The organism is Xanthomonas sp. DAR 35659, from assembly GCF_041242975.1.
In the GTDB taxonomy this organism is placed as follows: domain Bacteria; phylum Pseudomonadota; class Gammaproteobacteria; order Xanthomonadales; family Xanthomonadaceae; genus Xanthomonas_A; species Xanthomonas_A medicagonis.
Genome location: NZ_CP162488.1, coordinates 2,674,919 through 2,701,291, shown reverse-complemented (window position 1 = coordinate 2,701,291; position 26,373 = coordinate 2,674,919). Strand labels below are relative to the sequence as shown.

Sequence of the window (26,373 nt, the reverse complement as noted above, 5' to 3'; positions counted from 1 at the left end):
GACTCAGGCACCCTTGTCCAGATACCGCTCGGCGTCCAGCGCGGCCATGCAGCCGAAGCCGGCGGAGGTGATCGCCTGGCGATAGTGCTGGTCGGCGACGTCGCCGGCGGCGAACACGCCCGGCACCGAGGTTTCGGTGGCGGCGCCGCCGAGGCCGGAGCGGATCTCCAAGTAGCCGTTGTTCATCGCCAGCTGGCCGTCGAACAACTGGGTGTTGGGGTGGTGGCCGATGGCGACGAAGAAGCCGTGCGCCTCCAAGTCGCGGGTGCTGCCGTCGAGGGTGGACTTGACCCGCACGCCGGTCACGCCGGCCTCGTTGCCCAGCACCTCGTCCACCGCGTGGTGCCAGACAGTCTCGATCTTGCCGGCGGCGACCTTGGCGAACAGCTTGTCCTGCATGATCTTTTCCGCGCGCAGGGTGTCGCGGCGGTGCACCAGATAGACCTTGCGGGCGATGTTGGACAGGTACAGCGCCTCTTCCACGGCGGTGTTGCCGCCGCCGACCACGACCACGTCCTGGTCCTTGTAGAAGAAGCCGTCGCAGGTGGCGCAGGCGGACACGCCGCGGCCCTTGAACGCCTCTTCCGAGGGAATGCCCAGGTACTTGGCGGTGGCGCCGGTGGCGATGATCAGCGCGTCGCAGGTGTATTCGGCGCTGTCGCCGCTGAGCTTGAACGGGCGCTGCGAGAGGTCGGCGGTGTGGATGTGGTCGAAGATCACTTCGGTGTCGAAGCGCTCGGCATGCGCCTGCATCCGCGCCATCAGGTCCGGCCCCATCAGGCCGTGGGCGTCGCCGGGCCAGTTGTCGACCTCGGTGGTGGTCATCAGCTGCCCGCCCTGCTGCAGGCCGGTGATCACCACCGGCTTGAGGTTGGCGCGCGCGGCGTACACCGCGGCCGTCCAGCCGGCCGGGCCGGAGCCCAGGATCAGCAGGCGGGAATGCTTGGCGGAATTGGCGGCAGAGGGGCTCATGTATACTCGCGAAGAGGGGAAAATGGCGGCCGATCGCGGCATTGCGCGGTCTCCGGCGAAGTCGCATAGAGTGGCGGCCGGCCTGGGATGAATCAAGCCGCGCGGCGAGAACGCTGCGGCCCGCGGCCCACGCCTGCGGGTCCCCGATGCCGCTGCGACAGGTTCGCGCGCATGGCGCGACGTGCCTGGAGCAAGACGCCGGAGCGGTTCAGGCGTCGCCTACTGAAATGCCGGGCCGATTCGTTTATTATCAATCACTAACGGTGTATTCCTAAGGTCTGGTCAGAGCGTGGCGAAGCAGGTTCCGGAACGCGGCAAATCCCAGGGCGCCAACGCGGCCGCACGCAAGCAGGCCGCCGCGGCCAATCCGCGCCGGCAGAAGCTGTGGCGCGACCTGGCGCTGATCGCGATCGCGCCGCTGCTGCTGTACCTGCTGGCCAGTCTGGCCACCTATTCGGCGACCGACCCGGGCTGGTCGCATACCGGCAGCGTGGTCGCGCCGGTGCACAACATGGGCGGCAAGTTCGGCGCCTGGATCGCCGACGTGCTGTTGCAACTGTTCGGCTACGTGGCGTTCCTGCTGCCGCTGGTGATCGGTGCGATCTCCTGGATCGCGCTGTTCGGCATGGATCAGGACGGCGACGGCGAGGCCGACCTGGGCCCGGCGTTGCGCCTGGTCGGCATCGTCGGTTTCCTGATCGCCGCCACCGGGCTGCTGCATCTGCGCCTGTTCGCCGGCGACGTCGCCGCGGCCGGCGGCATCCTCGGCAAGCTGGTCGGCAACTCGGTCGGCGCCGGCTTCGGCGCGCTCGGCGCCAACCTGTTCGTGCTGGTGCTGCTGCTGGTGTCGATCACCCTGGCCACCGGGTTGTCCTGGTTCGCGGTGATGGAGCGCATCGGCAAGGCGGTGATGACCCTGCCGGCGCTGGCCCGGCGCGGCAGCCAGCAGGCCAACGAATGGCAGCAGACCCGCGCGCTGCGCGAGGAACGCCAGGAAGTGCGCAAGGTCGATGCCGAGGTGCGCGCCAAGCGCGAGCCGGTCAAGATCGAACCGCCGCCGGCGCCGGTGGTAGAGAAGAGCGAGCGCGCCAAGCGCGAGCAGCAGATCCCGCTGTTCCACGGCACCGGCGGCGATCCGTCCGGGGTGCCGCCGCTGGCGCTGCTGGACGATCCCAAGCCGCAGGCCAAGGGCTACTCCGAGGAGACCCTGGAAACCCTGTCGCGGCAGATCGAGTTCAAGCTCAAGGACTTCCGCATCGAGGCGCAGGTGGTCGGCGCCTATCCGGGCCCGGTGATCACCCGCTTCGAGATCGAGCCGGCGCCGGGCATCAAGGTCAGCCAGATCAGCTCGCTGGACAAGGACATCGCCCGCGGCCTGTCGGTGAAGTCGGTGCGCGTGGTCGACGTGATCCCGGGCAAGTCGGTGATCGGCCTGGAAATCCCCAACGTCAGCCGCGAGATGATCTACCTTAGCGAGCTGCTGCGCTCCAAGGAGTACGACAAGTCCGCCAGCCACCTGACCCTGGCCCTGGGCAAGGACATCGCCGGGCGCCCGACCGTGGCCGACCTGGCGCGCATGCCGCATCTGCTGGTCGCCGGCACCACCGGCTCGGGCAAGTCGGTGGCGGTCAACGCGATGGTGCTGAGCCTGCTGTACAAGGCCTCGGCCAAGGACCTGCGGATGCTGATGATCGACCCGAAGATGCTCGAACTGAGTGTCTACCAGGGCATCCCGCATCTGCTGGCGCCGGTGGTCACCGACATGAAGGAGGCCGCCAACGGCCTGCGCTGGTGCGTGGCGGAGATGGAGCGCCGCTACAAGCTGATGAGCGCGGTGGGCGTGCGCAACCTGGCCGGCTTCAACAAGAAGGTCAAGGACGCGCAGGACGCCGGGCAGCCGCTGATGGATCCGCTGTTCAAGCCCAACCCGGACCTGGCCGAGGCGCCGCGGCCGCTGGACACGCTGCCGTTCATCGTCATCTTCATCGACGAATTCGCCGACATGATGATGATCGTCGGCAAGAAGGTCGAGGAGCTGATCGCGCGCCTGGCGCAGAAGGCCCGCGCCGCCGGCATCCACCTGATCCTGGCCACGCAGCGCCCGTCGGTGGACGTGATCACCGGCCTGATCAAGGCCAACATCCCGACCCGCATCGCGTTCCAGGTCAGCTCCAAGATCGACTCGCGCACCATCCTCGACCAGTCCGGCGCCGAGACCCTGCTCGGCCACGGCGACATGCTGTACCTGCCGCCGGGCACGGCGATGCCCGACCGTGTGCACGGCGCCTTCGTCAGCGACGAGGAAGTGCACCGGGTGGTCGAGCACCTCAAGGCCAGCGGCCCGGCCGACTACATCGAAGGTGTGCTGGACGAGGTGCAGACCATGGGCGACGGCACCGTGATCGGCGCCACCGGCCTGCCCGAAGCCGGCGGCGGCGGCGACGAATCCGACCCGCTGTACGACGAGGCCCTGCGCATCGTCACCGAGACCCGCCGCGCCTCGATCTCCGGCGTGCAGCGGCGGCTGAAGATCGGCTACAACCGCGCCGCGCGGCTGATCGAGGCGATGGAAGCCGCCGGCGTGGTCAGCCCGCCCGAACACAACGGCGACCGCAGCGTGCTGGCGCCGCCGCCGCCGAAGTGACGCGTCCGTCGCCGCCCGCAGTGCGCTTCGCCTCCGCGCCGGCCGCCCGGCGCGGCCGCGGGCGCGAGACCGGCGACCACCGGCGTGCGTCGCCGTCGCCCCGCACCGCCGCGTGGGGGTGGGGCGTGCTGCTGGCGGCGATCTGCGGCCCCGCCATGGCGCAGCCGGCGCCCGCCGCCGCGGCGCAGGGCGCGGCGACCGCCACGCCCGAGGTCGCCAACAACTACAGCTACGTGCGCTATCGCGCCGACTACGAAGTGCGCGACGACGCCAGCAGCGTGGAGACCGACGAGTACGAACTGCTGCTCAAGACCAAGGCCGGCGTGGACAAGTTCAGCCAGGTGCGGCTGAGCTACAGCGAAAAGCTGGAGACGCTGGAGGTGCTGGCCGCCTACGCGATCACCCCGGACGGGCTGCGCCACGACGTGCCGGCCGACAAGATCTACACCCAGGAAAGCTATTCCAGCGCCTCGGCGGCGATGTACGCCGACCGCAAGGTCAAGGTGGTGGTGTTCCCGAACCTGATGCCGGGCACGCGGCTGGTGTACCGGGTGCGGCGCACCCAGAACGTGCCGTATTTCCCCGGCTATTTCAGCCTGTGGGAAACCTTCAGCGTGTTCTCCCAGTACGACGACGCCACGGTCACCCTGGTCGCGCCGCGGCGCATGCCGATGCACCTGTACACGCGCGGCGTGCAGGGCAGCGACACGCCGACGATCGACGGCGGCCAGGCGCGCTGGGAATGGCGCTACAGCCGCCGCGAGCCGATGAAGAGCCAGAACTGGGCGGCGGCGACCTGGGAGTTCAGCCCGACCATCATGGCCAGCAGCTTCCGCCGCTGGTCGCAGATGGGCCAGGCCTACCAGCGCAGCAGCGGCGTGGCCGCGCAGGTCACGCCCAAGGTCCGCGCCCGCGCCGAGCAGATCACCGCCGGCATCGGCGACCGCCGCGCGCAGGCCGCGGCGCTGTACGAGTGGGTGGCGCGCAACATCCGCTACGTCGCGGTCTACCTGGGCAACGGCGGGCTGGAGCCGAACAGCGCCGACAGCATCCTCGACAACCATTACGGCGACTGCAAGGACCACACCGTGGTGCTGGAAGCGCTGCTGGCGGCCAAGGGCATCGCCAGCACGCCGGTGCTGATCGGCGCCGAGGGCGGGCCGACCCTGCCCGACGTGCCGGTGCTTGGCCGCTTCAACCACGCCATCACCTATCTGCCCGAGTTCAAGCTGTACGTGGACTCGACCAATCCCTATGCGCGCTTCGGCCAGTTGCCGGCCGGCGATCTCGGCGTGCCGGTGCTGCACACCGCGGACGGCACGGTGGCGCGCACGACGCCCAACGACGCGCGGGTCAACCTGTACCGGGCCGAGGCGGATTACCGCTTCGCCGCCAACGGCAGCCTGAGCGGCACCACCCGGCTGGACAGCGGCCAGATCGGCGAGATCGGCCTGCGCACGATGTTCGTGCAGCTCAACGCGCAGAACCGCACCCGCATCGAGGAATCGATCCTCGCCACGTCCGGCTTCGACGGCAGCGGCGAACTGGTGCTGCAGGGCGCGCCGCAGGACCTGAGCCGGCCGTTCGGCTACGCCTACCGCTTCCGCGCCGACGACTACGTCGACTTCGGCGTGGTCGGCGGCATGAGCCTGCCGCTGATGCCCGGCGCCGATTCGGTGCGCGGCGTCTACAGCACCGCCTCGGCCGAGCGCAACCTGACCCCGTTCTACTGCAACGACAACGCGCGCAGCGAGACCTACCGGCTGACCTTCCCGGACAGCGTGCCGATCATCGCGATCCCGACCGACACCCGCTTCCGCAACGCGGCCGGCGAGTACACCGCCACCTGGGTCCGCGACGGGCAGACGGTGACCGCCACGCACACGCTGCACCGGCGCGCGATCCACGGCCCGGCGGCGCTGTGCCAGCCGCAGGATTACGCGGCGTTCCGCGAGCTGTACCAGCAGGTGCGGCGCGGCTTCCGCGGGCAGATCCTGTACGGCGACCTCGGCCGCATGCAGACCGGTCACTGAGCGGCGCGGGTCTGATCGCCTATTCAGCAAGACCCCGGCACACTTCCTCCATCCCATCCGGAACCTCATCGGCATGCTTCGCACACTTCGCTATACCGTCCTCGCCACCGCGTTGCTGGCCGGCAGCGCCTTCGCCGGCGCCCGCGAGGACCTCACCAGCTTCACCCGCGGGCTCAAGGGGCTGGACGGCCAGTTCGCGCAGAAGGTCTACGACGGCAAGGGCACGCTGAAGGAAAGCGCCAGCGGCCGCGTCGCGCTGTCGGCGCCGCGCCTGTTCCGCTGGGAGTACCGCAAGCCCTACGAGCAACTGATCGTCGCCGACGGCGCCAAGGTCTGGGTCTACGATCCGGACCTCAAGCAGGTCACCGTGCGCACCCAGGGCGCCGAGGAGCAGAGCAGCCCGCTGACCGCCTTGATCGATCCGGGCAAGCTGGACCGCCAGTACGACGTCAGCGAGGAGGCGGTGGCCCGCGACGGCCTGCAATGGCTGTCGCTGACGCCGAAGGTGGACACCGAGGCCAGCTTCCAGATCGCCAAGCTCGGCTTCGACGGCAACGGCCTGGCGCGGATGGAAGTGGTCGATGCGGTCGGCCAGCGCACCGAGATCCGCTTCAGCGGCTGGCAGCGCAACCCGAGCTTCGCCGCCGGCACCTTCCGCTACGTGCCGGACAAGGGCGTGGACGTGGTCGGCGACAACTGACCCGGCACTAACCGCCGCGGGCTTCGGCCGCGGCGGAGCGGTCTCGCGCCGGCGCCTGGCCGTCGGCGCCGGCCGGCGTATCAGTCCGGGCAGGCCTGCACTTCGATGCTGACATGCCCCAGCGTGGCCACGCCGTGCAGCCGCGCGTGGTAGAACGCCGCCGGGCGCGGCCGGTGCGTCACCAACGACACGATTGCCGCATGCTGGCCGGGGCCGACCCGCCATACGTGCAGGTCGGCGATGCGCTCGTCGTCCTGTTCCAGGCGTTCCCGGATCTGCGCCTGCAAGGCGGCCGGTGCCGAGGCGTCGAGCAAGACCGCGCCGGTGTCGCGCAGCAGCGCCAGCGACCAGCGCGCTATGACGATGGCGCCGACAATGCCCATCAGCGCATCGGTCCACGCCCAGCCCAGGTACTTGGCCAGCAGCAGCGCGACGATCGCCAGCACCGAGGTCAGCGCGTCGGCCAGCACGTGCATGTAGGCCGACCGCAGATTGTGGTCGGCGTGGGCATGGCCGTCGTGGCCGCCCGCCTGCACGGGGGCGACGTGTGCGTGCGCATGCGTGTGGCCGTGCCCATGATCGTCGTGATCGCCGTGATCGTGGTCATGCGCATCGCCGTGTCCGTGCGCGTGTTGGCCATGTCGATGCGCGGTAGGGGCGGCATGCGCATGGCCATGCGGGCGATCGTGGTGATGGCCATGGCCATGGCCATGGCCGTGACCATGTCCGTGCCCATGACCGTGGTGGTGGTCATGGTGGTGGTCGGCGCCGAGCATCCAGGCGCTGAGCAGGTTCACCAGCAGGCCCAGCGCCGCGATCCACAAGGCCTCGTCGTAGGCGATCCGCACCGGCTGCGCCAGCCGCAGCGCCGACTCCACGCCGATGCCCAGCGCGATCAGGGCCAGGATCAACGCACTGGAAAAGCCCGCCAGGTCGCCGACCTTGCCGGTGCCGAAACTGAAACGCGGATCGTGCCGATGCCGCCGCGCGAACCAGTACGCGAAGCCGGCCAGCGACAGCGCGCCGGCGTGGGTGGCCATGTGCAGGCCGTCGGCCAGCAGCGCCATCGAACCGGTCCACCAGCCGGCGACGATCTCCACGAGCATCATCGCCGCGGTCAGCGCGACCACCGACCAGGTGCGACGCGCATTGCGCTCATGGCGTGCGCCGAGGAAATCGTGGTGATGGGTGAACGCGTCCAGCGTGTCGTGGTGGCTCATGGCGGCGTCGGCCGGGCGGGGAGGGGATGCCGCGATTCTAGCGTCGGCGGCGGCACCGCGAAGCGCGGCGGCGGCGGCATCGGCGCCTTGGCCGCCGCGCCCGGCGGCACGGCGTGCACGGGCGGCGACGGTAGAATGTGCGCATGGCCAAACGCAGACCCCTCGCTTCCGATACTCCCGATCTGCTGAGCGTGGATCGCGAGGCCATGCGCCCGCTGGCCGAGCGCATGCGCCCGCGCACGCTCGACGAGATGGTCGGGCAGAAGCGCCTGCTGGCCCCGACCAGCGCGCTGCGCCGCGCGGTCGCCTCCGGGCGGGTGCATTCGATGATCCTGTGGGGGCCGCCGGGCTGCGGCAAGACCACGCTGGCGCTGCTGCTGGCGCAGTACGCCGAGGCCGAGTTCAAGGCGATCTCGGCGGTGCTGTCCGGCCTGCCGGAGGTGCGGCTGGTGCTGGCCGAGGCCGCGCAGCGTTTCGCCGACGGGCGCCGCACCGTGCTGTTCGTCGACGAGGTGCACCGCTTCAACAAGGCGCAGCAGGACGCGTTCCTGCCGCATATCGAGCGCGGCACCATCCTGTTCGTCGGCGCCACCACCGAGAATCCCTCGTTCGAGCTGAACTCGGCGCTGCTGTCGCGCTGCCGCGTGCATGTGCTGGAGTCGGTGTCGCCGCAGGACATCGTCGAGGCGCTGCAGCGGGCGTTGCACGACAGCGAGCGCGGCCTGGGCGAGGAGGCGCTGCGGGTCTCCGACGCGGCACTGCTGGAGATCGCCAGTGCCGCCGATGGCGACGTGCGGCGTGCGCTGACCTTGCTGGAGATCGCCGCCGAACTGGCCCAGGACGAGGGTGGCGAGATCACCGCGCAGACGCTGCAGCAGGTGCTGGCCGACCGCACCCGCCGCTTCGACAAGGGCGGCGAGCAGTTCTACGACCAGATCTCGGCGCTGCACAAGTCGGTGCGCAGTTCCAACCCGGACGCGGCGCTGTACTGGCTCACGCGCATGCTCGACGGCGGTTGCGACCCGGCCTACCTGGCGCGGCGGCTGACCCGCATGGCGATCGAGGACATCGGCCTGGCCGACCCGCGCGCGCAGTCCATGGCGCTGGAAGCCTGGGACATCTACGAGCGCCTGGGCAGCCCGGAAGGCGAACTGGCGTTCGCGCAACTGGTGCTGTACCTGGCCAGCACCGCCAAGTCCAATGCCGGCTATGCCGCGTTCAACCAGGCCAAGGCCGAGGTGCGCGAGAGCGGCACCCAGGAGGTACCGCTGCACCTGCGCAACGCGCCGACCAAGCTGATGAAGAGCCTGGGCTACGGCGCCGACTACCAGTACGACCACGACGCCGAAGGCGGCATCGCGCTGGACCAGACCGGCTTTCCCGATGCGATGGGCGAGCGGGTGTACTACCGGCCGGTGGAGCGTGGCCTGGAGATCAAGCTCAAGGACAAGCTCGACCGCCTGCGCGCCGCGCGCGAGCAGGCGCGGGCTGACAAGGCCAAGCCGCCCCGCGCATAATCGCGTTTCAGGAGATGGCATTCCTCCTCGAACCGCCCGCAGCACCTGCGCGCTGATGATGCCTGCCCACCCCCGCCGGGGCGGCAGGCCTGTGCCCCGGCATCGCCCATTTTGGAGACCACGATGCCGATGTCCGCCTGTTTCGCCCGCCAACGTCACCCCGCCAGCGCGTGGAGGCAGCCATGAATTTCGCGATGTGGTGGCAGCAGTTGCTGCTGGCCATGGCCGGCGGCGCGGTCGGTTCCGGACTGCGCTTCGCCATCGGCAGCGCGCTGCTGCAGCGCTACGGCGCCGGCTTCCCGTGGGGCACGCTGACGGTGAACCTGGTCGGCGCGTTCTTCGGCGGCTTCCTGCTGGTGTGGATCGAAGGCAAGGGCGCCAGCGCGCCGTACTGGCGGGCGCTGCTGATCGTCGGCCTGCTCGGCGGCCTGACCACGTTCTCCTCGCTGATGATGGAAAGCCTGGTGTTCCTGCGCAACGGGCGCGGCGGCATGGTGCCGCTGTACCTGGCGATCACCCTGGTGGCGGGGCTGGCATTGGTGTTCGCCGGCGCGCGCACCGCCGCGGAACTGCGGCCGCCGGCGGTGACCGCCGCCCGCTGAGCGGCCGGGCGGGCGCTTAGCCCAGCAGGGCGGCGCCCACGCCCAGCGGCGGCGCCAGCAGCGCCAGGGGCACGATCAGCCGCGGCCGGTACGGCAACAGGCCCAGGGTCAGCAGGGCCGCGCTGGCGCTGAGCGAACCCACCCACAGCACCGGGCCGATGCCCCAGCCGCGCGCGGCCACGCAGCAGGCGAGCGCCGCGCCCAGCAGCAGCCAGCCGGCCGCCTGCAGTTGCCGCAGGCGCGGCGCGGTGGCGCGGCGTGCGCCGTACAGGTCGAGCTGGTGCTTTTCCATGCCCAGGCACAGGGCGACGAAGCCGGAGAAGGCCAGGCACAGGCCGAGCAGGGTCATGCGCCCTCCGTGGCCAGGACCGGCTTGGTCGACCCGCCGCGCTCGCGGGCGCGGCGTTCGGCCGCCGACAACGGCGGCTGCCAGCGTTGCATGCGCCGCGCGGCCAGTGCCAGGGCCAGGCCCAACGCGAGGCAGACCAGGTCGAACCCGGCCAGCGCCCAGTCGCCGGCCAGCAGGCTCACGCCCAGATGCGCATCGGTGGTGACGGCATTGAGCAGCGGCAGCAAGCCGAACAGCGCCGCGCCGGCATACAGTTGCCAGGACCACATCGCTCGCTTCGGCCACACCTGGGCGGCAACCAGGGCCGCCGCCCAGGCGAGGAAGAACACGGCCGCTTCGCGCTCCGGGCGCGCCTCCAGGTGCAACGGCAGCAGCCGGTTGCCCCAGAAATAGGCGGCGAAGGCGATTGGTAGCCCGGCCACGGTGCCGATGTTGAGCGCGTCGACCAGGCGCAGGCCGAAGCCGATCCGGCCGGCCTTGGCGTGCTTGGGCCGCTCCTTGACCGCCCACAGGATTGCGCCGCTGGCCACCATCAGGCAGCCGAGCAGGCCGCAACCGAAGAACAGCCAACGCAGCCAGGGCCCGGCGAAGTGCGCCAGGTGCAGGCCGTACAGGGTGCTGCGGGTTTGCGCGGCGGCGCCGAGCGCGCCGCTGCGGCCAAGGATCTGGCCGCTGGCCGCGTCCAGCAGCAGCGAGGGCGTGGTGTAGCCCAGGCGTTGGCCGTCGCCCTGGCGGATCTGGATGGCCGCGGCGGCGTCGCCGGCGTTGTACACGGTGAAGCCGGCGATGGGCGCCTGCGCGCCCCATTCGCGGCGCGCCACGTCCAGCAGTTGCGCGATCGGCAGCATGTGTCCGGGCGTGCCGCTGGCCTCGCGCAGGTTCTGCGGCTCCTGGAAGGCCTCGGCATAGAACGCCTGCTCGGCGTCCGGGTAGGCGGTCCGGATACTCCAGGGCAGGTACATCAGCATCAGCGTGAGCAGCCCGGTATAGGTGATCATCGCGTGGTAGGGCAGGGCCAGCACCGCGCTGGCGTTATGGAAATCCAGCCACGAGCGCTGGCCCTTGGCCGGACGGAAGGTGAAGAAGTCCTTGAAGATCTTCTTGTGGGTGATCACCCCGCTGATGATCGCCACCAGCATGAACATGGCGCAGAAACCGACGATATAGCGCGCCCACAGTGCCGGCATGTAGTGCAGGTCGAAGTGCAGGCGGTAGAAGAAATCGCCGCCGCGGGTGTCGCGGGTCTGGCTGGCCTCGCCGCTGAGCGGGTCCAGCAGCGCGCTGCCGAACATCTGCTTGCGGCTCTGGCGGGCGCCGTCGGCCGGCGGCGGGTTGCGCCAGAACAGATCGGTGAACGGCGCGCGCGGGTTGGCCAGCGACACGAACCATTGCGGCGACCGCGGGGCTTCGCGTTGCAACAGCGCCACCGCGCGCGCGGCCACCACGTCGGTGGCGAGTTGCGCGCGTGGCAGTTCCGGCCGCATCCAGCGGCTGATCTCGTTGCGGAAGTAGCTGGCGGTGCCGGCCATGAAGATCAGCAGCAGCACCCACGACACCAGCAGGCCGCTCCAGGTGTGCAGCCAGGCCATCGATTGACGGAATCCCTGTTTCATGGCGCGTGGTGCTGCAGCCAGGCGATGGCCAGGGCCATCGGGGTCAACAGCCCCAGGATGCCGAGCCAGGCGCGCGCGGCGCTGCGCGTGGCGAACGCCCACAGCGCGGTGCAGGCACAGACCAGGATGCCCAGCATCATGCCGCTGAGCACCGCCTGCGCACGCAGCGTCGGCCACAGCAGCGGCAGCAGCGCGGACGTGGCCGCGGCCAGCGCGTAGCCGCCGAGGATCGCCGCCAGGCTGCGCGACAGCACGCCCAGCCACGGCGGCAGCGGACGGCGCGGCGCGGCAGGCGTATCTGCGTGGTGGGGATCGCGCAAAGGCGCTGGCGGGACTGGATGCATGGAAGCCTGTCTGGAAAGCACCGGCTTGGCGTCAGGCTAGGCGGAGCGTGGCGGCAGTGAGCCTGCCGAGCGAGTTAATGATACGCATTCCTATCTTTGCGGCGCAACGCTTGCGCCGCGCCGGCGCATGCAGGCATGCCGCTGCGCTCGCAACCCGGCGACGCGCAATGCCGCGTGCGCGCGCTGCCGGCGGATGCGGAAGATCGAATGGCCGGTTCTCGGCGGTGGTGCCGTTTCCGATGCTGCGAGCAGGGATCGGCCTTGCCGCGACTCCAACGCGTGCAGCAGTGCCCGCGTCTAATCTCTCATCTCGAACACAAGGACGTTCCACATGAACACATGTTTCGCCGTCACGTTCCGTCGTGCATTCCATCGGCGTGCCTGCATCGCGCTCATCGCACTGTGCCTTGCGCTGTTGCTTTCCTTCCACAGCCAGGCGGCGCCGGTGCCCGGCGGTTCGTGGCAGAAGTCGTGCAAGAACGCGAACATGAGCGGTACCCAGTTGGGCGCCGACTGCAAGACCGGCGGCTTCACCTTCTTCGGCGCCACCAGCCAGAGCTGGCGCTACACCATCATCCAGCGCACCGACCTGTGCTATGGCGATCTCAGCAACGATCATGGTCGGCTGAAATGCAATCGCGGACCCTATGCGTCGAGCTTGCCGGCATCGGCCAACAAGACTTGCGACGACGTGTTCCGCGCCCAGGGCGTGCTCTATGCGATGTGCCGCAAGAAGAGCGGTGGCTACCGGACCAATGCGCTGTTCCTGCAAGGGCAGTGCCTGTCGGCGGAGAACAACGACGGCAAGCTGTCGTGCTCCGCCACCGCACCGGCATGCACGCCGAGCATCTCGGTCGCGCCGGCGAACAAGGGCTTCACCGTGCACGGCAGCTGCTTCCTGCCCAATCATGCGGTGTATTTCCGCTATGTCGACGACAAGCTGAAGAACGTCTTCGGCCAGGGCAGCTCCAACGCGGCCGGCGGCTTCGATTTCTATACCGGCCCGATCTGCGTCTATCCCGGGCCGGTGGCGATTTCGGCCAACGACGGGCGCAAGTCCGGCAGCGACGTGACCGGCACGCTGTGGAGCAACACGGTGAAAGGCACCTGCTACTAGCCGTTGGCCGGCAGGGCTACCCGGCGCAGATGGTCGCGGGGGAAGGAAAGCGGGATCGGCCGCCGTGCACGGCGGCCGCACGATCGCAGATGCGTCTACGCCGCTGCCGTCGCTTGTGGCACCCTACGGCGTGCATCCGAGTCGGATGCGCGTTTCGCTGGCTGCGGCACAACGGCAACGGAGACGCGATGGATGAAGATTCTGATCGTCGATGATTACCGCACCATGCGGCGGGTCATCCAGAACCTGCTGAACCGGCTCGGCTACGACGACGTGGCCGAGGCCGCCGACGGCGCGTCGGCGCTGGCCGCGTTGCGGGCGGACAGGATCGGCCTGGTGCTGTGCGACTGGAACATGCAGCCGATGACCGGATTGCAGCTGCTGCGCGAAATCCGCGCGGACCGCGCGCTGTACCGCACCCGATTCATCATGGTGGTCGCCGACGACAGGCGCGATGACATCATCGCCCTCAAGGAAGCGGGGGCGGATGGCTACATCGAGAAGCCCTTCAACGGCGAGACATTGCAGCGCAAGATCCAGGCCGTGCTCTGAACGGTGTTCGGCGTTGCCCCGTGCGGCAGGATGCGATCGGCTTCGCCTGCATACGCCGGTCGCGGCAGGGTCCGCAATGGGCAAGCGCAATCGCCGCGCGCCGCGCTGATGCGGCCGCTGGCGACAAGCGCGATTCAATGCTTCACCGGCAGCGTCGGCGTGGCGGGCGCCGCGGCCATCGTCTCGGCCGCGGAGATCTTCTGCGCCACCGCTTCGCGCAGCGGGGACGCAGCGGGCAGCAGGGATTGCAGGTGCCGCCAGTGCGCCGAGGCTTCGGCGTAGCGGTGTTGCTGGAACTCGCCGATGCCCAGCATCCACAGCGCACGCTGGTTGTCCGGCTGCTGCGCGAGGAGGCGTTCGAGCATGCCGCGCGCGGTCGCGCCGACGGCGAGCCCGGGCTGCTGGGCCATGTCCGCCTCGACCCAGCCGAGCGTCGCGTCGCTATCGTCCGGTGCGATCCGCAGCGCCTGTGCGTAGGCATCGCGCGCTTCGGCGCTGCGCTTTGCCTGCAACGCGGCATCGGCTTGATCCAGCCATCGCTGCAGGGCGAGCGCCGTCGCGTCCGGGTCGGGCGCCGGCGCGGCCTGCACGGGGACGCCGGCGAGCGCGGCGGGATCGCCGACCAGCCGATACAGGCCCGCGCTGGCCAGCGGCAGCGCCACCGCCAGCAGTGCCGCCACGGCGCGGCGTGGTCCGCCCGCGTTCCGCTGCCGGCGCAGCAGCGGCCACAGCAACGCACCCAGGGCGACGCCGACCATGGCCACGGCGGCGATGCAGAAGCCGGCGGTCACCATGCGTCTTCCGCCTCCACGTCCGCGGTCGCCGCCGCGCCGGCGCGGCGCCGCTGCCGCAACGTGGCCGCCACCATCGCCGCACCGACCAGCAGGAACAGCAGTGGGCCGAACCACAGCAGCCAGGTGCCGGGCGCCAGCGGCGGGTCGTAGAGCACGAACTGGGAATAGCGATCGACCATGTACTGCTTGATCTGCGCGTCGCTGCGGCCGGCCTGCACCTGCGCGAACACCTGGTGGCGCAGGTCGCGTGCCAGCGGGGCGTTGGAGTCGGCCAGGTTCTCGTTCTGGCAGACCAGGCAGCGCAATTGCGCGGTCAGGTGCTGGAAGCGCAGTTCCTGCTGCCGGTCCCGGAACGGCAGCGGGTCCACCGCCTGCGCCGTCGCCGGCAGTGCTTGCACGAACAGCAGCAACAGCAGCAGCCGTTGCCACGGCATGGGCCGCGGATGACGCCGCGGCGAGTGTGGCGCGCGCGCGATCATGGCGCCGCGTCCAGCGCGGCGATGGCCGGGCGCAGTTCGTCGGCGATCACCGCCGGCGTCAGCACGCCGACGTGCTTGTAGCGGATCACGCCCTGGGCATCGATCAGGAAGGTCTCCGGGGCGCCATAGACGCCGAAGTCGATCGCGCGCTGTCCATCCGCGTCGACCACCACCAGCGTGTAGGGATTGCCATGCCGCGCCAGCCAGGCGCGGGTGTCGCGCGGATCGTCCTTGTAGGCATAGCCGACCAGCGCCACGCCGAGGGTGCGGGCATGCGCCATCAGCACCGGATGTTCCTCGCCGCAGGCCAGGCACCAGCTGCCGAACACGTTGAGCAGGTACGGGCGGCCACGCAGGTCGGCGCTGCCGGCGCGTTGCGCCGGATCGTCCAGGCGCGGCAGCGCGAACGCCGGCGCCGGCTTGCCGATCAACGGCGACGGCACGTCGCGCGGATCGTGCGCGCGGCTCCAGTAGATGCCGAAGCCGAACAGCGCGGCCAGCAGCAGGAAGCCGAGCAATGGCAGCAGCCGGTTCATGGCGCACCCGCCGCCGCAACGGCCAGCCCGGCGTCGTGCGCGGCCGGCTGCGGCGCGCGCAAGCGCTTCGCGCCGGCGCTGACGAAGCCGCCCAGCATCATCAGCAGGCCGCCGCACCAGATCCAGCGGATGAACGGCTTGTAGTACAGGCGCAGGGTCCAGGCGTCTTCGATGTGCTGGTCGTCCAGCGGTTCGCCCAGCGCCACGTACAGGTCGCGCAGCGCACCGGCATCGATCGCCGCCTCGGTCTGGATGCGCTCGCTGGAATACAGGCGCTTTTGCGGATGCAGCACCGCCACCACGACGCCGTCGCGGCTCACCGTCAGCGTGCCCTGTTCGGCCTTCCAGTTGGGACCATCGACCAGGCGCACGCCATCGAAGCGGAACGCATACCCGCCGATGCGCGCGCTCTGTCCGGGCGCCAGGCGCACGTCGCGCTCGATCGACAGGCTCTGCGACAGCAGCACGCCGGCCACGAACACCGCCACGCCGGCATGCGCCAACAGCATGCCGGCCATCTCCGCGGGGAAGCGGCGCCCGCGTGGCGCTTCGCGCAGGCGTTTGTATGCGTACAGCGCGGTGCCGACGCCGATCCAGGCCGCGGCGGCGACGCCGGCCACCGCGCGCGCGGCGCCGTCGGTCAGTGCCGTGGCGAGCAGCGCGCAGGCCAGCGCGGCCAGGCCGGCGCGCACCGCCACCGCGCGCAGCGCGCCGGCTTCGGTGCGGCCCCAGCGCAGGTAGGGGCCGAACGGCAGCAGCAGTACCACCGGCAGCATCAGCAGCGGAAACAGCAAGCCGAAGTAGGGCGGCCCGACCGAGACCTTGCCCAGCTTCAGCGCATCGCCCAGCAGCGGGAACAGCGTGCCGAGCAGCACCATCGCCGCGGCCACGGTCAGCATCAGGTTGCAGACCAGGATCGCGGTCTCCCGCGACAGCGTGGCGAAGGGCTTGCCGGCGGGCAGCCGCGGCGCGCGCAGCGCGTACAACAGCAGCGCGCCGCCGACCGCCACGATCAGGAAGCCGAGGATGTACAGGCCGCGGCGCGGGTCGGCGGCGAAGGCGTGCACCGAGGTCAGCACGCCCGAGCGCACCAGGAAGGTGCCGAGCAGCGACAGCGAGAAGGCCAGGATCGACAGCAGCAAGGTCCAGGCGCCCAGCGCGCCGCGCTTTTCGGTGACCGCCTGGGTGTGGATCAGCGCCGCGCCCACCAGCCAGGGCATGAAGCTGGCGTTCTCCACCGGGTCCCAGAACCACCAGCCGCCCCAGCCCAGCTCGGCGTAGGCCCACCAGCTGCCGGCGACGATGCCGGCGCTGAGGAAGCCCCAGGCGATGTTGGTCCAGGGCCGCGCCCAGCGCACCCAGGCCTGTTGCTGTTCGCCGCCGAGCAGGGCGGCGACGGCGAAGGCGAAGGCCACAGAGAAGCCGACGTAGCCGGTGTAGAGCACCGGCGGGTGGAACACCATGTCCGGGTCCTGCAGCACCGGGTTGAGTTCGTTGCCGTCCAGCGGCATCGGCGACAGCCGCGCGAACGGATTGGAGGTGAACAGCACGAACGCCAGGAAGCCGACGGCGATCAGGCCGAGCACACCGAGCACGCGCGCGGCGAACGCCTCCGGCAGGTGCCGGCTGCGGCGCGCCAGCAGCACCGTCCACAGGTTGAGGATGGCGATCCATAGCAGCAGCGAGCCTTCGTGCGCGCCCCACACCGCGGCCAGGCGGTAGTACCAGGGCTGCGCCAGGTTGGCGTTGGCCGCCACGTAGCGCACCGAGAAATCCAGGCGCAGCAGCGCCAGGGCGAGCAGGGCGAAGGCGAGCCAGGCGAACAGCGCCTGCGCGTAGGCGGCCGGGCGCGCCACCGCCATCAGCGCGCGGTCGCCGCGCCAGGCGCCAAGCAGCGGCAGCACGCCCTGCGCCAGTGCCAGCAGCAGGGCGAGGATCAGCGCGAGCTGGGCCAGTTCGGGAATCATCGCCGTACCAGCGCCGAGGCTTGCGCGGCGCGCGCGATCGGGCTCATGGCCGCGCCGGCGCGGCGGCGGCCGCGGCGCCGTTTGTGGCGGTGCGCGCGGCATGCGCCTGCGCCATCGCGTCCTTCAGTTCCTGCGGCATGTAGGTTTCGTCGTGCTTGGCCAGCACTTCGGTGGCGACGAACTCGGCGCCGTGCAGCGAGCCGGTGGCGATCACCGCCTGGTTGTCGCGGAACAGGTCCGGCAGGATCCCGCTGTAGGCCACCTCGGTGGCGCCGGCCTGGTCGATCACGGTGAACTCCACGCGCAGCGCATCGGCGCTGCGCCGGATCGAGCCGGCCTTGACCATGCCGCCGAGGCGGAACACGCGATAGCCGTCGGCCTGGCCGGCACGTACCTGGCTGGGCGTGAACAGGTAGCTGATGTTGTGCTGCAGGGCGAGTACGAACAGGCCGGTGGCCAGCGCCGCGGCGCCGAGCAGCAGCAGCGCCAGCAGCAGGCGGCGCTTACGGGTGGGATGCATGGTCGGGATCGGACAGGGGAGAGGATGCGCCGCGCTGGCGCCGCGCCTGTTCGCGCAGCACCTGCGCGCGGGTCTGGGCGAGAAGGCGGCGCTGCCGCCAGCGCGGCAGCAGCGTGTCCGCCAGCAGCACCAGCAGGAACAGTGCGTAGGCGCTCCATACGTAGGCCGCGTAGCCGCCCATCGCCCAGAAGCCGCTCATGCCGCACGCTCCGTTGCCCGTGGCGCGCGCGTTGGCGATGCCGGCGCCGGCGCGGCCAGCGCGATCGCGCGCACCCAGGCCTTGCCGCGCTCCAGCGCCAGCACGTCGGTGCGCATGCGCCCGAGCAGGCTGGCGACGTAATAGCACTTGCTGGCCAGCACCGCGGTCAGCAGCGGCCACAGCATCGACAGCGGCATCTTCGACGGCCCCAGCACGCGCACCGTGGAGCCCTGGTGCAAGGTGTTCCACCAGACCACCGAGAAATGCACGATCGGCAGGTTGATCAGCCCGACCAGGGCCAGCAGCGCGGCGGCGCGCGCGCCCTGGCGCGGATCCTCGATTGCGCGGTACAGGCCGATCACGCCCAGGTACAGGAACAGCAGCACCAGTTCCGACGTCAGCCGCGCGTCCCAGGTCCACCAGGTGCCCCACATCGGCTTGCCCCACAGCGAACCGGTGCACAGGGTGATGACGGTGAACGCCGCGCCGATCGGCGCGGACGCCATGCACGCCACTTCCGCCAGTTTCACCCGCCATACCAGGGCGATCAGCCCGGCCACGCCCATCGCCGCATAGACGAACAGGCTCATCCAGGCGCTGGGCACGTGGATGAAGAGGATCCGGTAGGCGTCGTGTTGCTGGTAGTCCGGCGGCGCCAGCACCAGGCCGCCGTAGAACGCCACCGCGCCCAGCAGCAGGGCCGCGCCCAGCGCCCACGGGCGGAGCGCGCCGGCGACGCGGTAGAACGTCGGCGGCGAACTCAGCCGATGCATCCAGTGCGGGATCCAGTTGGCCATGGCGTCGCTCAGCGCGCGAGCGTGGCGGTGCGCGGCAGCGCCTGCACCGCGGCGGCGGCATCGACCTGCAGCAGGCCGTCGCGCGCGCGGCTGGTCCGCTGCAGCAGGTCGTGCACGCTGCGCGCGTCCAGTTGCGGCGCCAGCGCCAGCACCAGCGCGACCACGCCGCTGACGTGGGCGGTGGCCATCGACGAGCCGGAGGTGAAGTCGTAGCTGCCGTTGGGCTGGGTGGTGAGGATGTCCTCGCCGGGGGCGCTGAGCACGCCTGGCGGCGCCGCGGTGGGGCTGCTGCTCCTGACCACGATCACCCCCGGAGTGCCGTCGGGAAAGCCGTCCAGGCGTCCGTCCGGCGGCATCGCCGCGACCACGATGCGGCCCTGCCGCAGCAACTGTTCGAGCAGCTTGCGCAGCAGCGGATCGGCCGGGCCGCCCAGGCTCAGGTTGACGATACGGGTGCGGGTGTCGCCGATCGCCACCAGCGCCTTGGCCAGGGTGAAGGAATTGCAGCCGGCGCCGGCACCGGCGCGTGGCGGATACCAGCAGGCCTTGTACACGTCGAGCGTGGCCTTGGGCGCCATGCCGACGATGCCCAGATGGTTGTTGCTGCCGGCGGCGATGATGCCGGCCACTTCGGTGCCGTGGTGATCGCGGTTGAAGGCGCCGGGATCGGCGGCGACCAGGTCGCGCACCTCGCGCAGGCGCCCGCGCAGATCCGGATGCGCGGTGTCCACGCCGGTGTCGACGATCGCCACGCCCACGCCCTGGCCCTGGCTCAGCGTCTGCGCGGTGGCGGCGTTGGTCGCGACGAAGCCGCGCTGCATGTCCACGTAGGGATCGTTGTAGCGCAGCGGTTGCGCGGGCTTGGCGGGCGGCGACGGTGGTGCCGCGGGGGCCGGCGCCGGATCGGCGTAGGTGGCGAAGTCCTGCAGCGGCTGCGACAGGGCCACGCGCTCGTCCTTGGCCAGCGCCGCCAGCAGCGCGTCGCGCTCCACGCCCGGTTGCGGCTCCAGCACCACGCAGTACAGGCCCAGCGGCTTGATCGGCCAGCCGGTCACCTGGCGCAGGCCGTAGCGCTCGGTCAGCGCGTCGAGCGTGGCGACGGCCTGGGTGCCGGCGCCGTAGTACCGGGAGGAGGCGTAGCCGATCAGGTTGGAGCCGGCGTGGCGGCCCGGCGCGGCCATCGGGTTGGCCACCGCAAGCACGATCTGGCGCTGGCTGTCCAAGGCCGGCGAGGCATCGACGGTCGGCGCCGGCGCCGCCGGCGTGGCGTCGGCAGCGCCGCGCGCGCCATGGGCGCAGCCGCCGAGGGCGAGGCAGGCGAGCAGCAGGCAGACGCGGGTCGGGCTCATGGCGCGGAAATCGGCTCCGCCAACCGAATGCCCGGCGCGGCGCGCAGCGACTGCACGCTGCGCTGCGACTGCGTCGCCGCGCCGGGTTCCGGGACCACGGTGTAGGCGCCGGCGCCGTTGGGGCCGCCGACCACGCGCAGGTGCAGCTTGCGCAGCAGGGCATCCCACTCGGCCAGGGTCATGTGCGCGTCGGGCACCACGCGGATCGCGCCGGCCGCCGGCGTCGCCGCCGGAGTGTCGCTGAGGGTGCGGTAGCTGCCGCTGCGGTCGTCATGCGGCAGCCTGGCGCCGAGCACGCCCAGGCCCACCGCCTGCACCAGCGCGGCGGCGACCAGCGCCCGCGTGGTCCAGCTGGCGCGGGGACGCGCCGCCGGCCGCTGCGGCTCGACCGGCGCGTCGAGGCGGCCGAGCAGGCGCTGCAGTCCGGCCTCGGCATCCACCGGCACGTCGCTGGGCAGCGACATCGCCATGCGCAGCCGGCTCTGCTGCGCGAACTCGGCGCTGCAGTGCGGGCACTTGGCCAGATGCGCGATCAGCCACTCGTGTTGCTCATCCGTGGCGCTGGCCTGCAGCACCCACGGCATCAGATCCCAGGCGTGCGCGCATTCGTTGCCCGGCTCGTTGAAGCCTGTCTTCATGACATGCTCTCCATCAGGGGGGAAGCGCCGCCGGCCAAGCCCGGCAGCACGTTGCGCAGCTTGACCCGGGCGTGGAACAGTCGCGCCTTGATCGTGCCCACCGGGCACTGCATGATCGCCGCCACTTCCTCCAGCTTGTGGCCCAGGCCGTAGACCAGTTCGACCACCAGGCGCTGGTCGGCCGACAGCCGCTCCAGGCCCTTGCCGAGCCAGTCGCGCAGCTCGCGGTCCTCGTCCGGGTCGGCGCTGGAGGAGAAGTGCTCCTCGGCGGTGACGCCGTCCTCGATCGCCTCGTCGCTGTGGTGGCGGATGGCCTTGAGCCCGCAGCGGTAGGCGATGCCCATGATCCAGGTCGAGACCTGCGAGTCCCCGCGGAAATCGCCGGCCTTCTGCCAGGCGATCCAGAAGCAGTCGTTGATCGCCTCCTCGATGATGTCCGGGCGCCGGGTCAGCCGCGACAGGAACCGGCACAGGCGGCCGTGGTAATTGCGGTACAGGGTGGCGAGCGCGTCGCGGTCGCCGCCGGCCATGCGCCGGAGCAGCATGCGGTCGGTGGCATCGCCGAGGGGATCGGTGTCGTTCATGGAAGGCTGGCTTGGCAACGGGCACCGGTATGTGCCGGGTCGGCACGGAAAGGTTGCATCCGGATCAGAACGCGCGGGAGACGGTCACCACCCACGGCCACAGGCCGCGGCCGCCCCTGGCGTAGATGCTATGCCCATCGCTGAACACGCGGTCGATCTCCGCGCTCCAGGCGCCCTTGTTCCAGATCAGGCCGGCGTGGCCGTAGCTGTAGTGGTTCTCGTAGCCCAGCCCGTACAGGGCCGAGGGCGCCCGGCTGATGCCGATCCCGGCCGACAGCGAGACCTGCGCCAGCAACGGCTGGTGCACGGTGAGGTCGGCGGCGCCGTACCAGCGCCCGGGATAGCTGTCGGACAGCGTGAACGCGGCCACCGACGCGCTCAGCCGGTCGCGGTAGGACCAGCCGAGGCTGACCTCGTCGCGGTTGAGCAGGCGGTTGATGCGGTTGCCGGGGTAGCTGTAGCGCAGCAGCCCGGCCTGCATCTGCCAGCTGTCGGACAGGGTCCAGCTGCGCGACAGTTCGACCGTGGTCAGCATCTGGTGGCCCGGCGCGTCCAGCGCGGTGCTGGCGGAGGCGCCCACCGCCCAGCCCGCCGCCGGCAGCCAGTAGCCGGACAGTTGCAGGCTGGGGGTGTCGGCGGTCACCGCGATGCCACGATCGACCAATTGCGAACTGACGCCGACCGCGCCGCCGACGCTGGCGGCCAGGGTCGCGCCGGGCAGGCACAGCGCGACCGCCAACGCCACCGCGCCCAGGCGCGGCGCCCTGCGCGCGGCCACTGCCGCCACGTCGCCCACGGTCCCGGTCATGCCGCCGGAAACGCCCATGCGCGGCGGTGCCGGGGGGCGACCGCCGCGGCGGCGGAAGCGCGCAGGAAATCGGCGGAAGGGCGCTGGTGCACGGTCGCTCGATACTCGCGGATCGGATCGCAGGGTGGGCGCGGGGACGGGGCGGCGGTCGGATGCCGCCCGCCCCGCGGTGGGCCGCCATTATCGGCACCGCGGCGCGGCGGCGACAGGCCGCCCGCGCGGCGACGGACGCCGGGTTCAGCTTCGACGCCGCGGCGGCCGAGCGCCAGGCTCAATGCAGGGTCTTGAGATAGGCGATCAGCTCCTCGAGCTGCTTGCTGTCGTCCAGCCCGTCGTACTTCATGTTGGCGCCGGGAATGCCCTTGGACGCGGGCTGCGACAGGTAGGTGCGCAGCTTGTCGTCGGTCCAGGTCCACTGGGTCTTCTTCATCGCCTCCGAGTAGCGGTAGTCCGGCACGCTGCCGGCGCTGCGGCCGACCACGCCGAACAGGGTCGGCCCCTTCTTGTTCTTGCCGGGCGACGCGCTATGGCATTCGGCGCATTCGGTGGCGAACACGCCGGCGCCGGACAGGCCGCCGGCGGCCTGCGCGGCCGGGGCGAGCGCGGCGCCGAGCGGCAGCAGGCTGGCCATCAGGGTGCACCACAAGGGGAGATTGGCTGGTTTCATGACGATCCGTGCGTGGGGGAAGGGCGGGGTCAGAACGCGAGGCTCAGCGCCAGCGAGAACTGGTTGAGGTCGTGCGGGCGCGTCACCGGCAGGGCGCCGAACACGTTGCCGGTGGTGCCGTTGAACTTGCTGAAACGGAACCAGGTGGCGGACAGGCGCAGGTTGGAGATCGACGAGTAGCTGTCGTCCTTGCCGAACGGCGCCCACGAGGCGCTGATCAGGTTGCTGGTGGTATCCGGCGCGCCGTACGGGCGGTAGCGGAACGCATCGTCCGAGCCGGTGTTGATGAAGTGCGCCAGCAGCAGGCCATAGGTCTGCCTGTAGGTGTAGCTGAGGTTGATCGACTGGTCGCGGATGCTGCCGCGGCGCAGGCCGGCCACGCTCGGGTCGTCCGGGTCGATCGCCGCGCTGCCGTAGCGGCGGCGCTCGTAGATGTTCAGATAGCCGAGCTTGACGATGTGCTCGCGGGTGCCCAGGAACTGGTAGTTCAGGTCGTAGCCCAGGTCGGTGAAGTCGTCGCGCGGGCCGGTGCTGCGCGGCAGCTGGCGGCGCGTGGTCAGGGCCACCACGCCGGCTGAGAAGAATTGCTTCTTCATGTCCTTCATGTAGCTCAGGCGCAGGTAGCCGGTATCGCTGAGCTTGCCCGGGTCGCCGCCGACCGCGTAGCCGAGGTCGTCCTGGGTGGAGACCGGCAGCGCGTTGTAGGTGCCGATCTCGCCGTACCAGTTGCGGTCGTACACGCCGTAGACGCTGGTGCCGATCACCCGGTTGGACAGCGAGGACTGGTTGAGCAGGGTGGTGCTGCTGGCATAGGCCGACGCCGGACCCAGGCCGGAGGCGTTGGGCAGCACGCCGATCGGATCCTGGCTGCCCGGGTTGTTGTTGACGCTGACCCCGACCAGCGCGTCCTTGCCGCCGAGCTTGAAGGTCTTGGCGACGAAGCGCAGGTCCACGTTGTCCAGCTTGGTGGTGAACTTGTCCTTGCCGTTGTTGGTGGTGGACACCTTGATGTAGCCGCCGATGTTGTCGGTGACCCGGCCGGCCAGGTACAGGTCGGCCGCGCTGAGCTGGTTGTTGGTCTTGCCGCGCACCGGCACGCTGCGGGTGCCGGTGAGCTGCGCCGAGGCCGGGATCTTGGTGCCGTTGCCGTCGCTGTCGGTGTAGCCGTTGAGCTTGAAGCGCATGCCGTAGGGCGTGAGCGCCGGGCCGTAGGCGCCGATGTGGCAGTCCGCGCAGGAGGAACCGGTCTGCCGCGCGAACGCCGGCACCGCCGCGGCGCGCGGGCTGACCAGCAGCAACAGGGAGCCAAGCGTTGTCCACAGCAGGACCTGTTCGGCGCCACGCAGCGGGCCGGGACGGAAGAAGGAAGAGGGAGACTGGGCGGTCTGCATGCGAGGGGTCCTTGAACGGGTCGGCGCGGCGGCGGACGAGGGAAGGGCGTGGAAGCGCGGCTCAGCCGCGGCGGAAGCGCAGCATTCGCCGCAGCAGATCGTCGCGGCGCACGAAGTGGTGCCACAGCGCCGCACCGATGTGCAGCACGATCAACCCCAGCAGCACCCAGGCGGCATACACGTGCCAGGCGCCGAGGGTGTCGGCCAGGTCCGGATCGGGGGCGACCAGCTCCGGCAAGGTGGCGGCGAACAGATGCACCGGCTTGCCCATCGACTGGCTCAGCGCCCAGCCCAGCACCGGCAGGGTCAACAGCAAGGCGTACATCGCCAGGTGGGTGAGTCCGGCGAGCGCGCGCAGCAGCCGCGAGCCGGCCTCGGCGTCGTCGCGCTTGCCCAGGCGCAGCCGCAACGCCGCGCGCAGGAAGAACAGGCCGAGCACGAACAGGCCGAAATGGCGGTGCCCCTCCAGCAACCACTGGCGCACGGCGCGGCCGTCCACTTCCTCGCGCAGCAGGATCAGGCCCGCCGCCAGCACCAGGCACAGCACGGTGAGCCAATGCAGCAGCACCAGCGGCCGCGGCAACGCGGCGCCGGCGGACCTGCGCGGTTCGGGCGCGGATGCCGCGGCACGGGCGGTGGCGTCGTCGGCCTGCGTGGAGGAAGTCATGGTGGCGGGTCCTTGTCCAGGTCGTCTCGGTGGAATGCGTGTCGCCGCTATCGAGGTGCGGCGACACGGCAGCGGTCGCAGATGGGTGCCGGGTGCGCGGCAAAAGGTTGCGTGGGTGGCGTCGCGTGCCGCGCGGCGGCGCGGCCTGTGGTGGGGCGCAACCTTTCCGCGGTACGCCGGCACTCAGCCTGGTAACTCCGCGTCGGAGTCCGTGTCGGGCACACTCATGGCAATCGAACGAATCCAGTTGCGTACGCATGGCGACGAGCGCGGCTTGCTGGTCGCCCTTGAACAGCAACGCGACGTGCCTTTCGACATCCGCCGCGTCTACTACCTGTTCGCGACCAAGCACGGCGTGCATCGCGGCCAGCACGCGCACCGCCGGCTCAACCAGTTGGCGGTGGCCCTGCACGGCTCGGTGTCGTTCCTGCTCGACGACGGCAACGGGCCGACGCAGGTGGTGCTGGACGATCCCAGCCAGGGCCTGCTGCTGGGCAGCATGGTGTGGCGCGACCTGTACGATTTCAGCGACGACTGCGTGCTGATGGTGCTGGCCGACCAGGCCTACGACCCGGCCGACTACATCCTCGACTACGACGAGTTCCTGCGCGAAGCGGCCGGCGTGCACCGGCAGGAGGCGTAGGCGCATGGCACGGCCTTTGGTGATCGTCGGCGCGGGCGAGCTGGCGCAGATCGCCTGCGAATACTTCAGCCACGACAGCGACTACGAGGTGCTGGCGTTCAGCGCCGAGCGCGACTACCTCGCCGCGCCGACCCTGGCCGAGCGGCCGGTAGTGGCCTACGAGGACCTGGAGCGGCTGTATCCGCCGGCGCAGGTGGAGGCGTTCGTGGCGATTCCCGCCACCGGCCTCAACCGGCTGCGCATGCGTTTCTATGCCGAGACCAAGCGGCGCGGCTACCGGCTGGCCAGCTACGTCAGTTCGCGCGCCTTCGTCTGGCGCAACGCGCAGCTGGGCGAGAACTGCTTCGTGTTCGAAGGCAACGTGGTGCAGCCGTTCACCCGCATCGGCGACAACTGCATCCTGTGGAGCGGCAACCACGTGGGCCACCGCACGGTGATCCAGGACCATGTGTTCGTCGCCTCGCATGCGGTGATTTCCGGCTACTGCGAGATCGGCCAGGGCAGCTTCGTCGGGGTCAATGCCACCTTCAGCGACGGGGTCAAGGTCGCCGCGGACAACGTGATCGGCGCCGGCGCGCTGGTCACCCGCGACACCGAGCCGGGCCGGGTGTATGTCGGCGCGCCGGCGCGCGCGGTGGCCGGCAAGTCCAGCTTCGACGTGACCCTCTGAG

28 protein-coding genes and 1 riboswitch are annotated in these 26,373 nt (G+C 70.7%); of the genes, 9 read left to right on the top strand and 19 right to left on the bottom strand.

Going from position 1 to position 26,373, the window contains the following annotated elements:
* Positions 1-3: 3 nt before the first annotated feature.
* The gene (trxB, locus tag AB3X07_RS11375) at positions 4-972 is read right to left on the bottom strand and encodes a thioredoxin-disulfide reductase (RefSeq protein WP_369944603.1); all 969 of its coding nucleotides are present in this window, start codon (positions 970-972) and stop codon (positions 4-6) included.
* A 289-nt stretch (positions 973-1,261) separates the two neighbouring features.
* Here trxB and AB3X07_RS11370 point away from each other — a divergent pair, with 289 nt between their 5' ends.
* The 3 genes from AB3X07_RS11370 (at position 1,262) to lolA (ending at position 6,349) form a co-directional block, all read left to right on the top strand.
* Positions 1,262-3,616, top strand: a complete 2,355-nt coding sequence (locus AB3X07_RS11370) for a DNA translocase FtsK (protein ID WP_369944602.1) — start codon at positions 1,262-1,264, stop codon at positions 3,614-3,616.
* Between the two features lie 155 nt (positions 3,617-3,771).
* Complete coding sequence (locus AB3X07_RS11365) at positions 3,772-5,649, top strand: DUF3857 domain-containing transglutaminase family protein (RefSeq protein WP_369944732.1); 1,878 nt, start codon at positions 3,772-3,774, stop codon at positions 5,647-5,649.
* Between the two features lie 73 nt (positions 5,650-5,722).
* On the top strand, positions 5,723-6,349 hold the full coding sequence (gene lolA, locus AB3X07_RS11360) for an outer membrane lipoprotein chaperone LolA (protein WP_369944601.1): 627 nt from the start codon (positions 5,723-5,725) through the stop codon (positions 6,347-6,349).
* Positions 6,350-6,429: 80 nt separating this feature from the next.
* Here lolA and dmeF read toward each other — a convergent pair whose 3' ends face one another.
* Positions 6,430-7,569 carry a CDF family Co(II)/Ni(II) efflux transporter DmeF gene (dmeF, locus tag AB3X07_RS11355; protein WP_369944600.1) on the bottom strand — a complete coding sequence of 380 codons (1,140 nt, stop codon included), beginning with the start codon at positions 7,567-7,569 and terminating at the stop codon, positions 6,430-6,432.
* 143 nt (positions 7,570-7,712) lie between these two features.
* On the opposite strand from dmeF, the gene AB3X07_RS11350 reads away from it, so the two are divergent.
* Positions 7,713-9,086, top strand: coding sequence for a replication-associated recombination protein A (locus tag AB3X07_RS11350; protein WP_369944599.1), 1,374 nt, complete (start codon positions 7,713-7,715; stop codon positions 9,084-9,086).
* 1 nt (position 9,087) lies between these two features.
* Positions 9,088-9,158, top strand: a riboswitch (Fluoride riboswitch).
* A 110-nt stretch (positions 9,159-9,268) separates the two neighbouring features.
* Positions 9,269-9,688: a fluoride efflux transporter CrcB gene (crcB, locus tag AB3X07_RS11345; protein WP_369944598.1), complete on the top strand. Its 420-nt coding sequence runs from the start codon at positions 9,269-9,271 to the stop codon at positions 9,686-9,688.
* Positions 9,689-9,704: 16 nt separating this feature from the next.
* Here crcB and AB3X07_RS11340 read toward each other — a convergent pair whose 3' ends face one another.
* Genes AB3X07_RS11340 through AB3X07_RS11330 form a run of 3 tightly spaced genes read right to left on the bottom strand, consistent with a single transcriptional unit; the run spans position 9,705 to position 11,994 of the window.
* A complete protein-coding gene (locus AB3X07_RS11340) occupies positions 9,705-10,037 on the bottom strand; it encodes a DUF3325 domain-containing protein (RefSeq protein ID WP_369944595.1) in 333 nt (110 codons plus the stop codon).
* Complete coding sequence (locus AB3X07_RS11335; RefSeq protein WP_369944594.1) at positions 10,034-11,650, bottom strand: PepSY-associated TM helix domain-containing protein; 1,617 nt, start codon at positions 11,648-11,650, stop codon at positions 10,034-10,036. Before AB3X07_RS11335 ends, AB3X07_RS11340 begins: the two co-directional genes overlap by 4 nt.
* Positions 11,647-11,994, bottom strand: a complete 348-nt coding sequence (locus AB3X07_RS11330; protein WP_369944593.1) for a DUF3649 domain-containing protein — start codon at positions 11,992-11,994, stop codon at positions 11,647-11,649. Before AB3X07_RS11330 ends, AB3X07_RS11335 begins: the two co-directional genes overlap by 4 nt.
* Before the next feature lie 331 nt (positions 11,995-12,325).
* Between AB3X07_RS11330 and AB3X07_RS11325 the strand changes: the two genes are divergently transcribed.
* Both AB3X07_RS11325 and AB3X07_RS11320 read left to right on the top strand, forming a co-directional pair.
* Positions 12,326-13,111, top strand: coding sequence for a hypothetical protein (locus tag AB3X07_RS11325; RefSeq protein WP_369944592.1), 786 nt, complete (start codon positions 12,326-12,328; stop codon positions 13,109-13,111).
* 192 nt (positions 13,112-13,303) lie between these two features.
* On the top strand, positions 13,304-13,663 hold the full coding sequence (locus tag AB3X07_RS11320) for a response regulator (RefSeq protein ID WP_369944591.1): 360 nt from the start codon (positions 13,304-13,306) through the stop codon (positions 13,661-13,663).
* A gap of 134 nt (positions 13,664-13,797) precedes the next feature.
* On the opposite strand, the gene AB3X07_RS11315 is transcribed toward AB3X07_RS11320, so the two are convergent.
* The 14 genes from AB3X07_RS11315 to AB3X07_RS11250 form a co-directional block, all read right to left on the bottom strand.
* Positions 13,798-14,457 carry a tetratricopeptide repeat protein gene (locus AB3X07_RS11315; RefSeq protein ID WP_369944590.1) on the bottom strand — a complete coding sequence of 220 codons (660 nt, stop codon included), beginning with the start codon at positions 14,455-14,457 and terminating at the stop codon, positions 13,798-13,800.
* Entirely contained in the window at positions 14,451-14,891 is a 441-nt protein-coding gene (locus AB3X07_RS11310) for a cytochrome c-type biogenesis protein (RefSeq protein ID WP_369944589.1), read from the bottom strand. The genes AB3X07_RS11315 and AB3X07_RS11310 overlap by 7 nt, the downstream gene beginning before the upstream one ends.
* 41 nt (positions 14,892-14,932) lie before the next feature.
* Positions 14,933-15,472, bottom strand: coding sequence for a DsbE family thiol:disulfide interchange protein (locus tag AB3X07_RS11305; RefSeq protein ID WP_369944588.1), 540 nt, complete (start codon positions 15,470-15,472; stop codon positions 14,933-14,935).
* Positions 15,469-17,439 carry a heme lyase CcmF/NrfE family subunit gene (locus AB3X07_RS11300; protein WP_369944587.1) on the bottom strand — a complete coding sequence of 657 codons (1,971 nt, stop codon included), beginning with the start codon at positions 17,437-17,439 and terminating at the stop codon, positions 15,469-15,471. The genes AB3X07_RS11305 and AB3X07_RS11300 overlap by 4 nt, the downstream gene beginning before the upstream one ends.
* A 43-nt stretch (positions 17,440-17,482) precedes the next feature.
* Positions 17,483-17,959, bottom strand: coding sequence for a cytochrome c maturation protein CcmE (ccmE, locus tag AB3X07_RS11295; RefSeq protein ID WP_369944586.1), 477 nt, complete (start codon positions 17,957-17,959; stop codon positions 17,483-17,485).
* Entirely contained in the window at positions 17,943-18,158 is a 216-nt protein-coding gene (gene ccmD, locus AB3X07_RS11290; RefSeq protein WP_369944584.1) for a heme exporter protein CcmD, read from the bottom strand. The genes ccmE and ccmD overlap by 17 nt, the downstream gene beginning before the upstream one ends.
* The gene (locus tag AB3X07_RS11285) at positions 18,155-18,955 is read right to left on the bottom strand and encodes a heme ABC transporter permease (RefSeq protein WP_369944583.1); all 801 of its coding nucleotides are present in this window, start codon (positions 18,953-18,955) and stop codon (positions 18,155-18,157) included. The genes ccmD and AB3X07_RS11285 overlap by 4 nt, the downstream gene beginning before the upstream one ends.
* Positions 18,956-18,963: 8 nt before the next feature.
* Positions 18,964-20,304: a S8 family serine peptidase gene (locus AB3X07_RS11280; RefSeq protein WP_369944581.1), complete on the bottom strand. Its 1,341-nt coding sequence runs from the start codon at positions 20,302-20,304 to the stop codon at positions 18,964-18,966.
* A complete protein-coding gene (locus AB3X07_RS11275; protein ID WP_369944580.1) occupies positions 20,301-20,942 on the bottom strand; it encodes a zf-HC2 domain-containing protein in 642 nt (213 codons plus the stop codon). The genes AB3X07_RS11280 and AB3X07_RS11275 overlap by 4 nt, the downstream gene beginning before the upstream one ends.
* A complete protein-coding gene (locus AB3X07_RS11270; RefSeq protein WP_369944579.1) occupies positions 20,939-21,526 on the bottom strand; it encodes an RNA polymerase sigma factor in 588 nt (195 codons plus the stop codon). The genes AB3X07_RS11275 and AB3X07_RS11270 overlap by 4 nt, the downstream gene beginning before the upstream one ends.
* Positions 21,527-21,590: 64 nt before the next feature.
* Positions 21,591-22,334 (bottom strand): hypothetical protein, encoded by a 744-nt coding sequence (locus AB3X07_RS11265; protein WP_369944578.1) that lies wholly within the window; start codon positions 22,332-22,334, stop codon positions 21,591-21,593.
* Positions 22,335-22,605: 271 nt separating this feature from the next.
* A complete protein-coding gene (locus tag AB3X07_RS11260) occupies positions 22,606-23,001 on the bottom strand; it encodes a c-type cytochrome (protein ID WP_369944577.1) in 396 nt (131 codons plus the stop codon).
* A 29-nt stretch (positions 23,002-23,030) separates the two neighbouring features.
* Positions 23,031-24,392, bottom strand: coding sequence for a cytochrome C (locus AB3X07_RS11255; protein WP_369944576.1), 1,362 nt, complete (start codon positions 24,390-24,392; stop codon positions 23,031-23,033).
* Positions 24,393-24,453: 61 nt separating this feature from the next.
* Positions 24,454-24,963, bottom strand: coding sequence for a cytochrome b (locus tag AB3X07_RS11250; RefSeq protein ID WP_369944730.1), 510 nt, complete (start codon positions 24,961-24,963; stop codon positions 24,454-24,456).
* Between the two features lie 322 nt (positions 24,964-25,285).
* Here AB3X07_RS11250 and AB3X07_RS11245 point away from each other — a divergent pair, with 322 nt between their 5' ends.
* The gene (locus AB3X07_RS11245) at positions 25,286-25,702 is read left to right on the top strand and encodes a sugar 3,4-ketoisomerase (RefSeq protein WP_369944575.1); all 417 of its coding nucleotides are present in this window, start codon (positions 25,286-25,288) and stop codon (positions 25,700-25,702) included.
* Between the two features lie 4 nt (positions 25,703-25,706).
* Entirely contained in the window at positions 25,707-26,372 is a 666-nt protein-coding gene (locus AB3X07_RS11240) for an acetyltransferase (protein WP_369944574.1), read from the top strand.
* Position 26,373 lies beyond the last annotated feature (1 nt).

What these genes read in the sequence shown, in the direction of transcription:
- AB3X07_RS11285 (WP_369944583.1), bottom strand. Translation starts at nt 18,955, where the DNA reads ATGGCCAACTGGATCCCGCACTGGATGCATCGGCTGAGTTCGCCGCCG.
- AB3X07_RS11245 (WP_369944575.1), top strand. Translation starts at nt 25,286, where the DNA reads ATGGCAATCGAACGAATCCAGTTGCGTACGCATGGCGACGAGCGCGGC.
- AB3X07_RS11275 (WP_369944580.1), bottom strand. Translation starts at nt 20,942, where the DNA reads ATGAAGACAGGCTTCAACGAGCCGGGCAACGAATGCGCGCACGCCTGG.
- AB3X07_RS11240 (WP_369944574.1), top strand. Translation starts at nt 25,707, where the DNA reads ATGGCACGGCCTTTGGTGATCGTCGGCGCGGGCGAGCTGGCGCAGATC.
- AB3X07_RS11270 (WP_369944579.1), bottom strand. Translation starts at nt 21,526, where the DNA reads ATGAACGACACCGATCCCCTCGGCGATGCCACCGACCGCATGCTGCTC.
- AB3X07_RS11260 (WP_369944577.1), bottom strand. Translation starts at nt 23,001, where the DNA reads ATGAAACCAGCCAATCTCCCCTTGTGGTGCACCCTGATGGCCAGCCTG.
- ccmD (WP_369944584.1), bottom strand. Translation starts at nt 18,158, where the DNA reads ATGAGCGGCTTCTGGGCGATGGGCGGCTACGCGGCCTACGTATGGAGC.
- AB3X07_RS11255 (WP_369944576.1), bottom strand. Translation starts at nt 24,392, where the DNA reads ATGCAGACCGCCCAGTCTCCCTCTTCCTTCTTCCGTCCCGGCCCGCTG.
- lolA (WP_369944601.1), top strand. Translation starts at nt 5,723, where the DNA reads ATGCTTCGCACACTTCGCTATACCGTCCTCGCCACCGCGTTGCTGGCC.
- dmeF (WP_369944600.1), bottom strand. Translation starts at nt 7,569, where the DNA reads ATGAGCCACCACGACACGCTGGACGCGTTCACCCATCACCACGATTTC.
- AB3X07_RS11335 (WP_369944594.1), bottom strand. Translation starts at nt 11,650, where the DNA reads ATGAAACAGGGATTCCGTCAATCGATGGCCTGGCTGCACACCTGGAGC.
- AB3X07_RS11300 (WP_369944587.1), bottom strand. Translation starts at nt 17,439, where the DNA reads ATGATTCCCGAACTGGCCCAGCTCGCGCTGATCCTCGCCCTGCTGCTG.
- AB3X07_RS11365 (WP_369944732.1), top strand. Translation starts at nt 3,772, where the DNA reads ATGGCGCAGCCGGCGCCCGCCGCCGCGGCGCAGGGCGCGGCGACCGCC.
- crcB (WP_369944598.1), top strand. Translation starts at nt 9,269, where the DNA reads ATGAATTTCGCGATGTGGTGGCAGCAGTTGCTGCTGGCCATGGCCGGC.
- AB3X07_RS11320 (WP_369944591.1), top strand. Translation starts at nt 13,304, where the DNA reads ATGAAGATTCTGATCGTCGATGATTACCGCACCATGCGGCGGGTCATC.
- AB3X07_RS11310 (WP_369944589.1), bottom strand. Translation starts at nt 14,891, where the DNA reads ATGCCGTGGCAACGGCTGCTGCTGTTGCTGCTGTTCGTGCAAGCACTG.
- trxB (WP_369944603.1), bottom strand. Translation starts at nt 972, where the DNA reads ATGAGCCCCTCTGCCGCCAATTCCGCCAAGCATTCCCGCCTGCTGATC.
- AB3X07_RS11340 (WP_369944595.1), bottom strand. Translation starts at nt 10,037, where the DNA reads ATGACCCTGCTCGGCCTGTGCCTGGCCTTCTCCGGCTTCGTCGCCCTG.
- AB3X07_RS11330 (WP_369944593.1), bottom strand. Translation starts at nt 11,994, where the DNA reads ATGCATCCAGTCCCGCCAGCGCCTTTGCGCGATCCCCACCACGCAGAT.
- AB3X07_RS11280 (WP_369944581.1), bottom strand. Translation starts at nt 20,304, where the DNA reads ATGAGCCCGACCCGCGTCTGCCTGCTGCTCGCCTGCCTCGCCCTCGGC.
- AB3X07_RS11265 (WP_369944578.1), bottom strand. Translation starts at nt 22,334, where the DNA reads ATGACCGGGACCGTGGGCGACGTGGCGGCAGTGGCCGCGCGCAGGGCG.
- AB3X07_RS11305 (WP_369944588.1), bottom strand. Translation starts at nt 15,472, where the DNA reads ATGAACCGGCTGCTGCCATTGCTCGGCTTCCTGCTGCTGGCCGCGCTG.
- AB3X07_RS11325 (WP_369944592.1), top strand. Translation starts at nt 12,326, where the DNA reads ATGAACACATGTTTCGCCGTCACGTTCCGTCGTGCATTCCATCGGCGT.
- AB3X07_RS11315 (WP_369944590.1), bottom strand. Translation starts at nt 14,457, where the DNA reads ATGGTGACCGCCGGCTTCTGCATCGCCGCCGTGGCCATGGTCGGCGTC.
- ccmE (WP_369944586.1), bottom strand. Translation starts at nt 17,959, where the DNA reads ATGCATCCCACCCGTAAGCGCCGCCTGCTGCTGGCGCTGCTGCTGCTC.
- AB3X07_RS11350 (WP_369944599.1), top strand. Translation starts at nt 7,713, where the DNA reads ATGGCCAAACGCAGACCCCTCGCTTCCGATACTCCCGATCTGCTGAGC.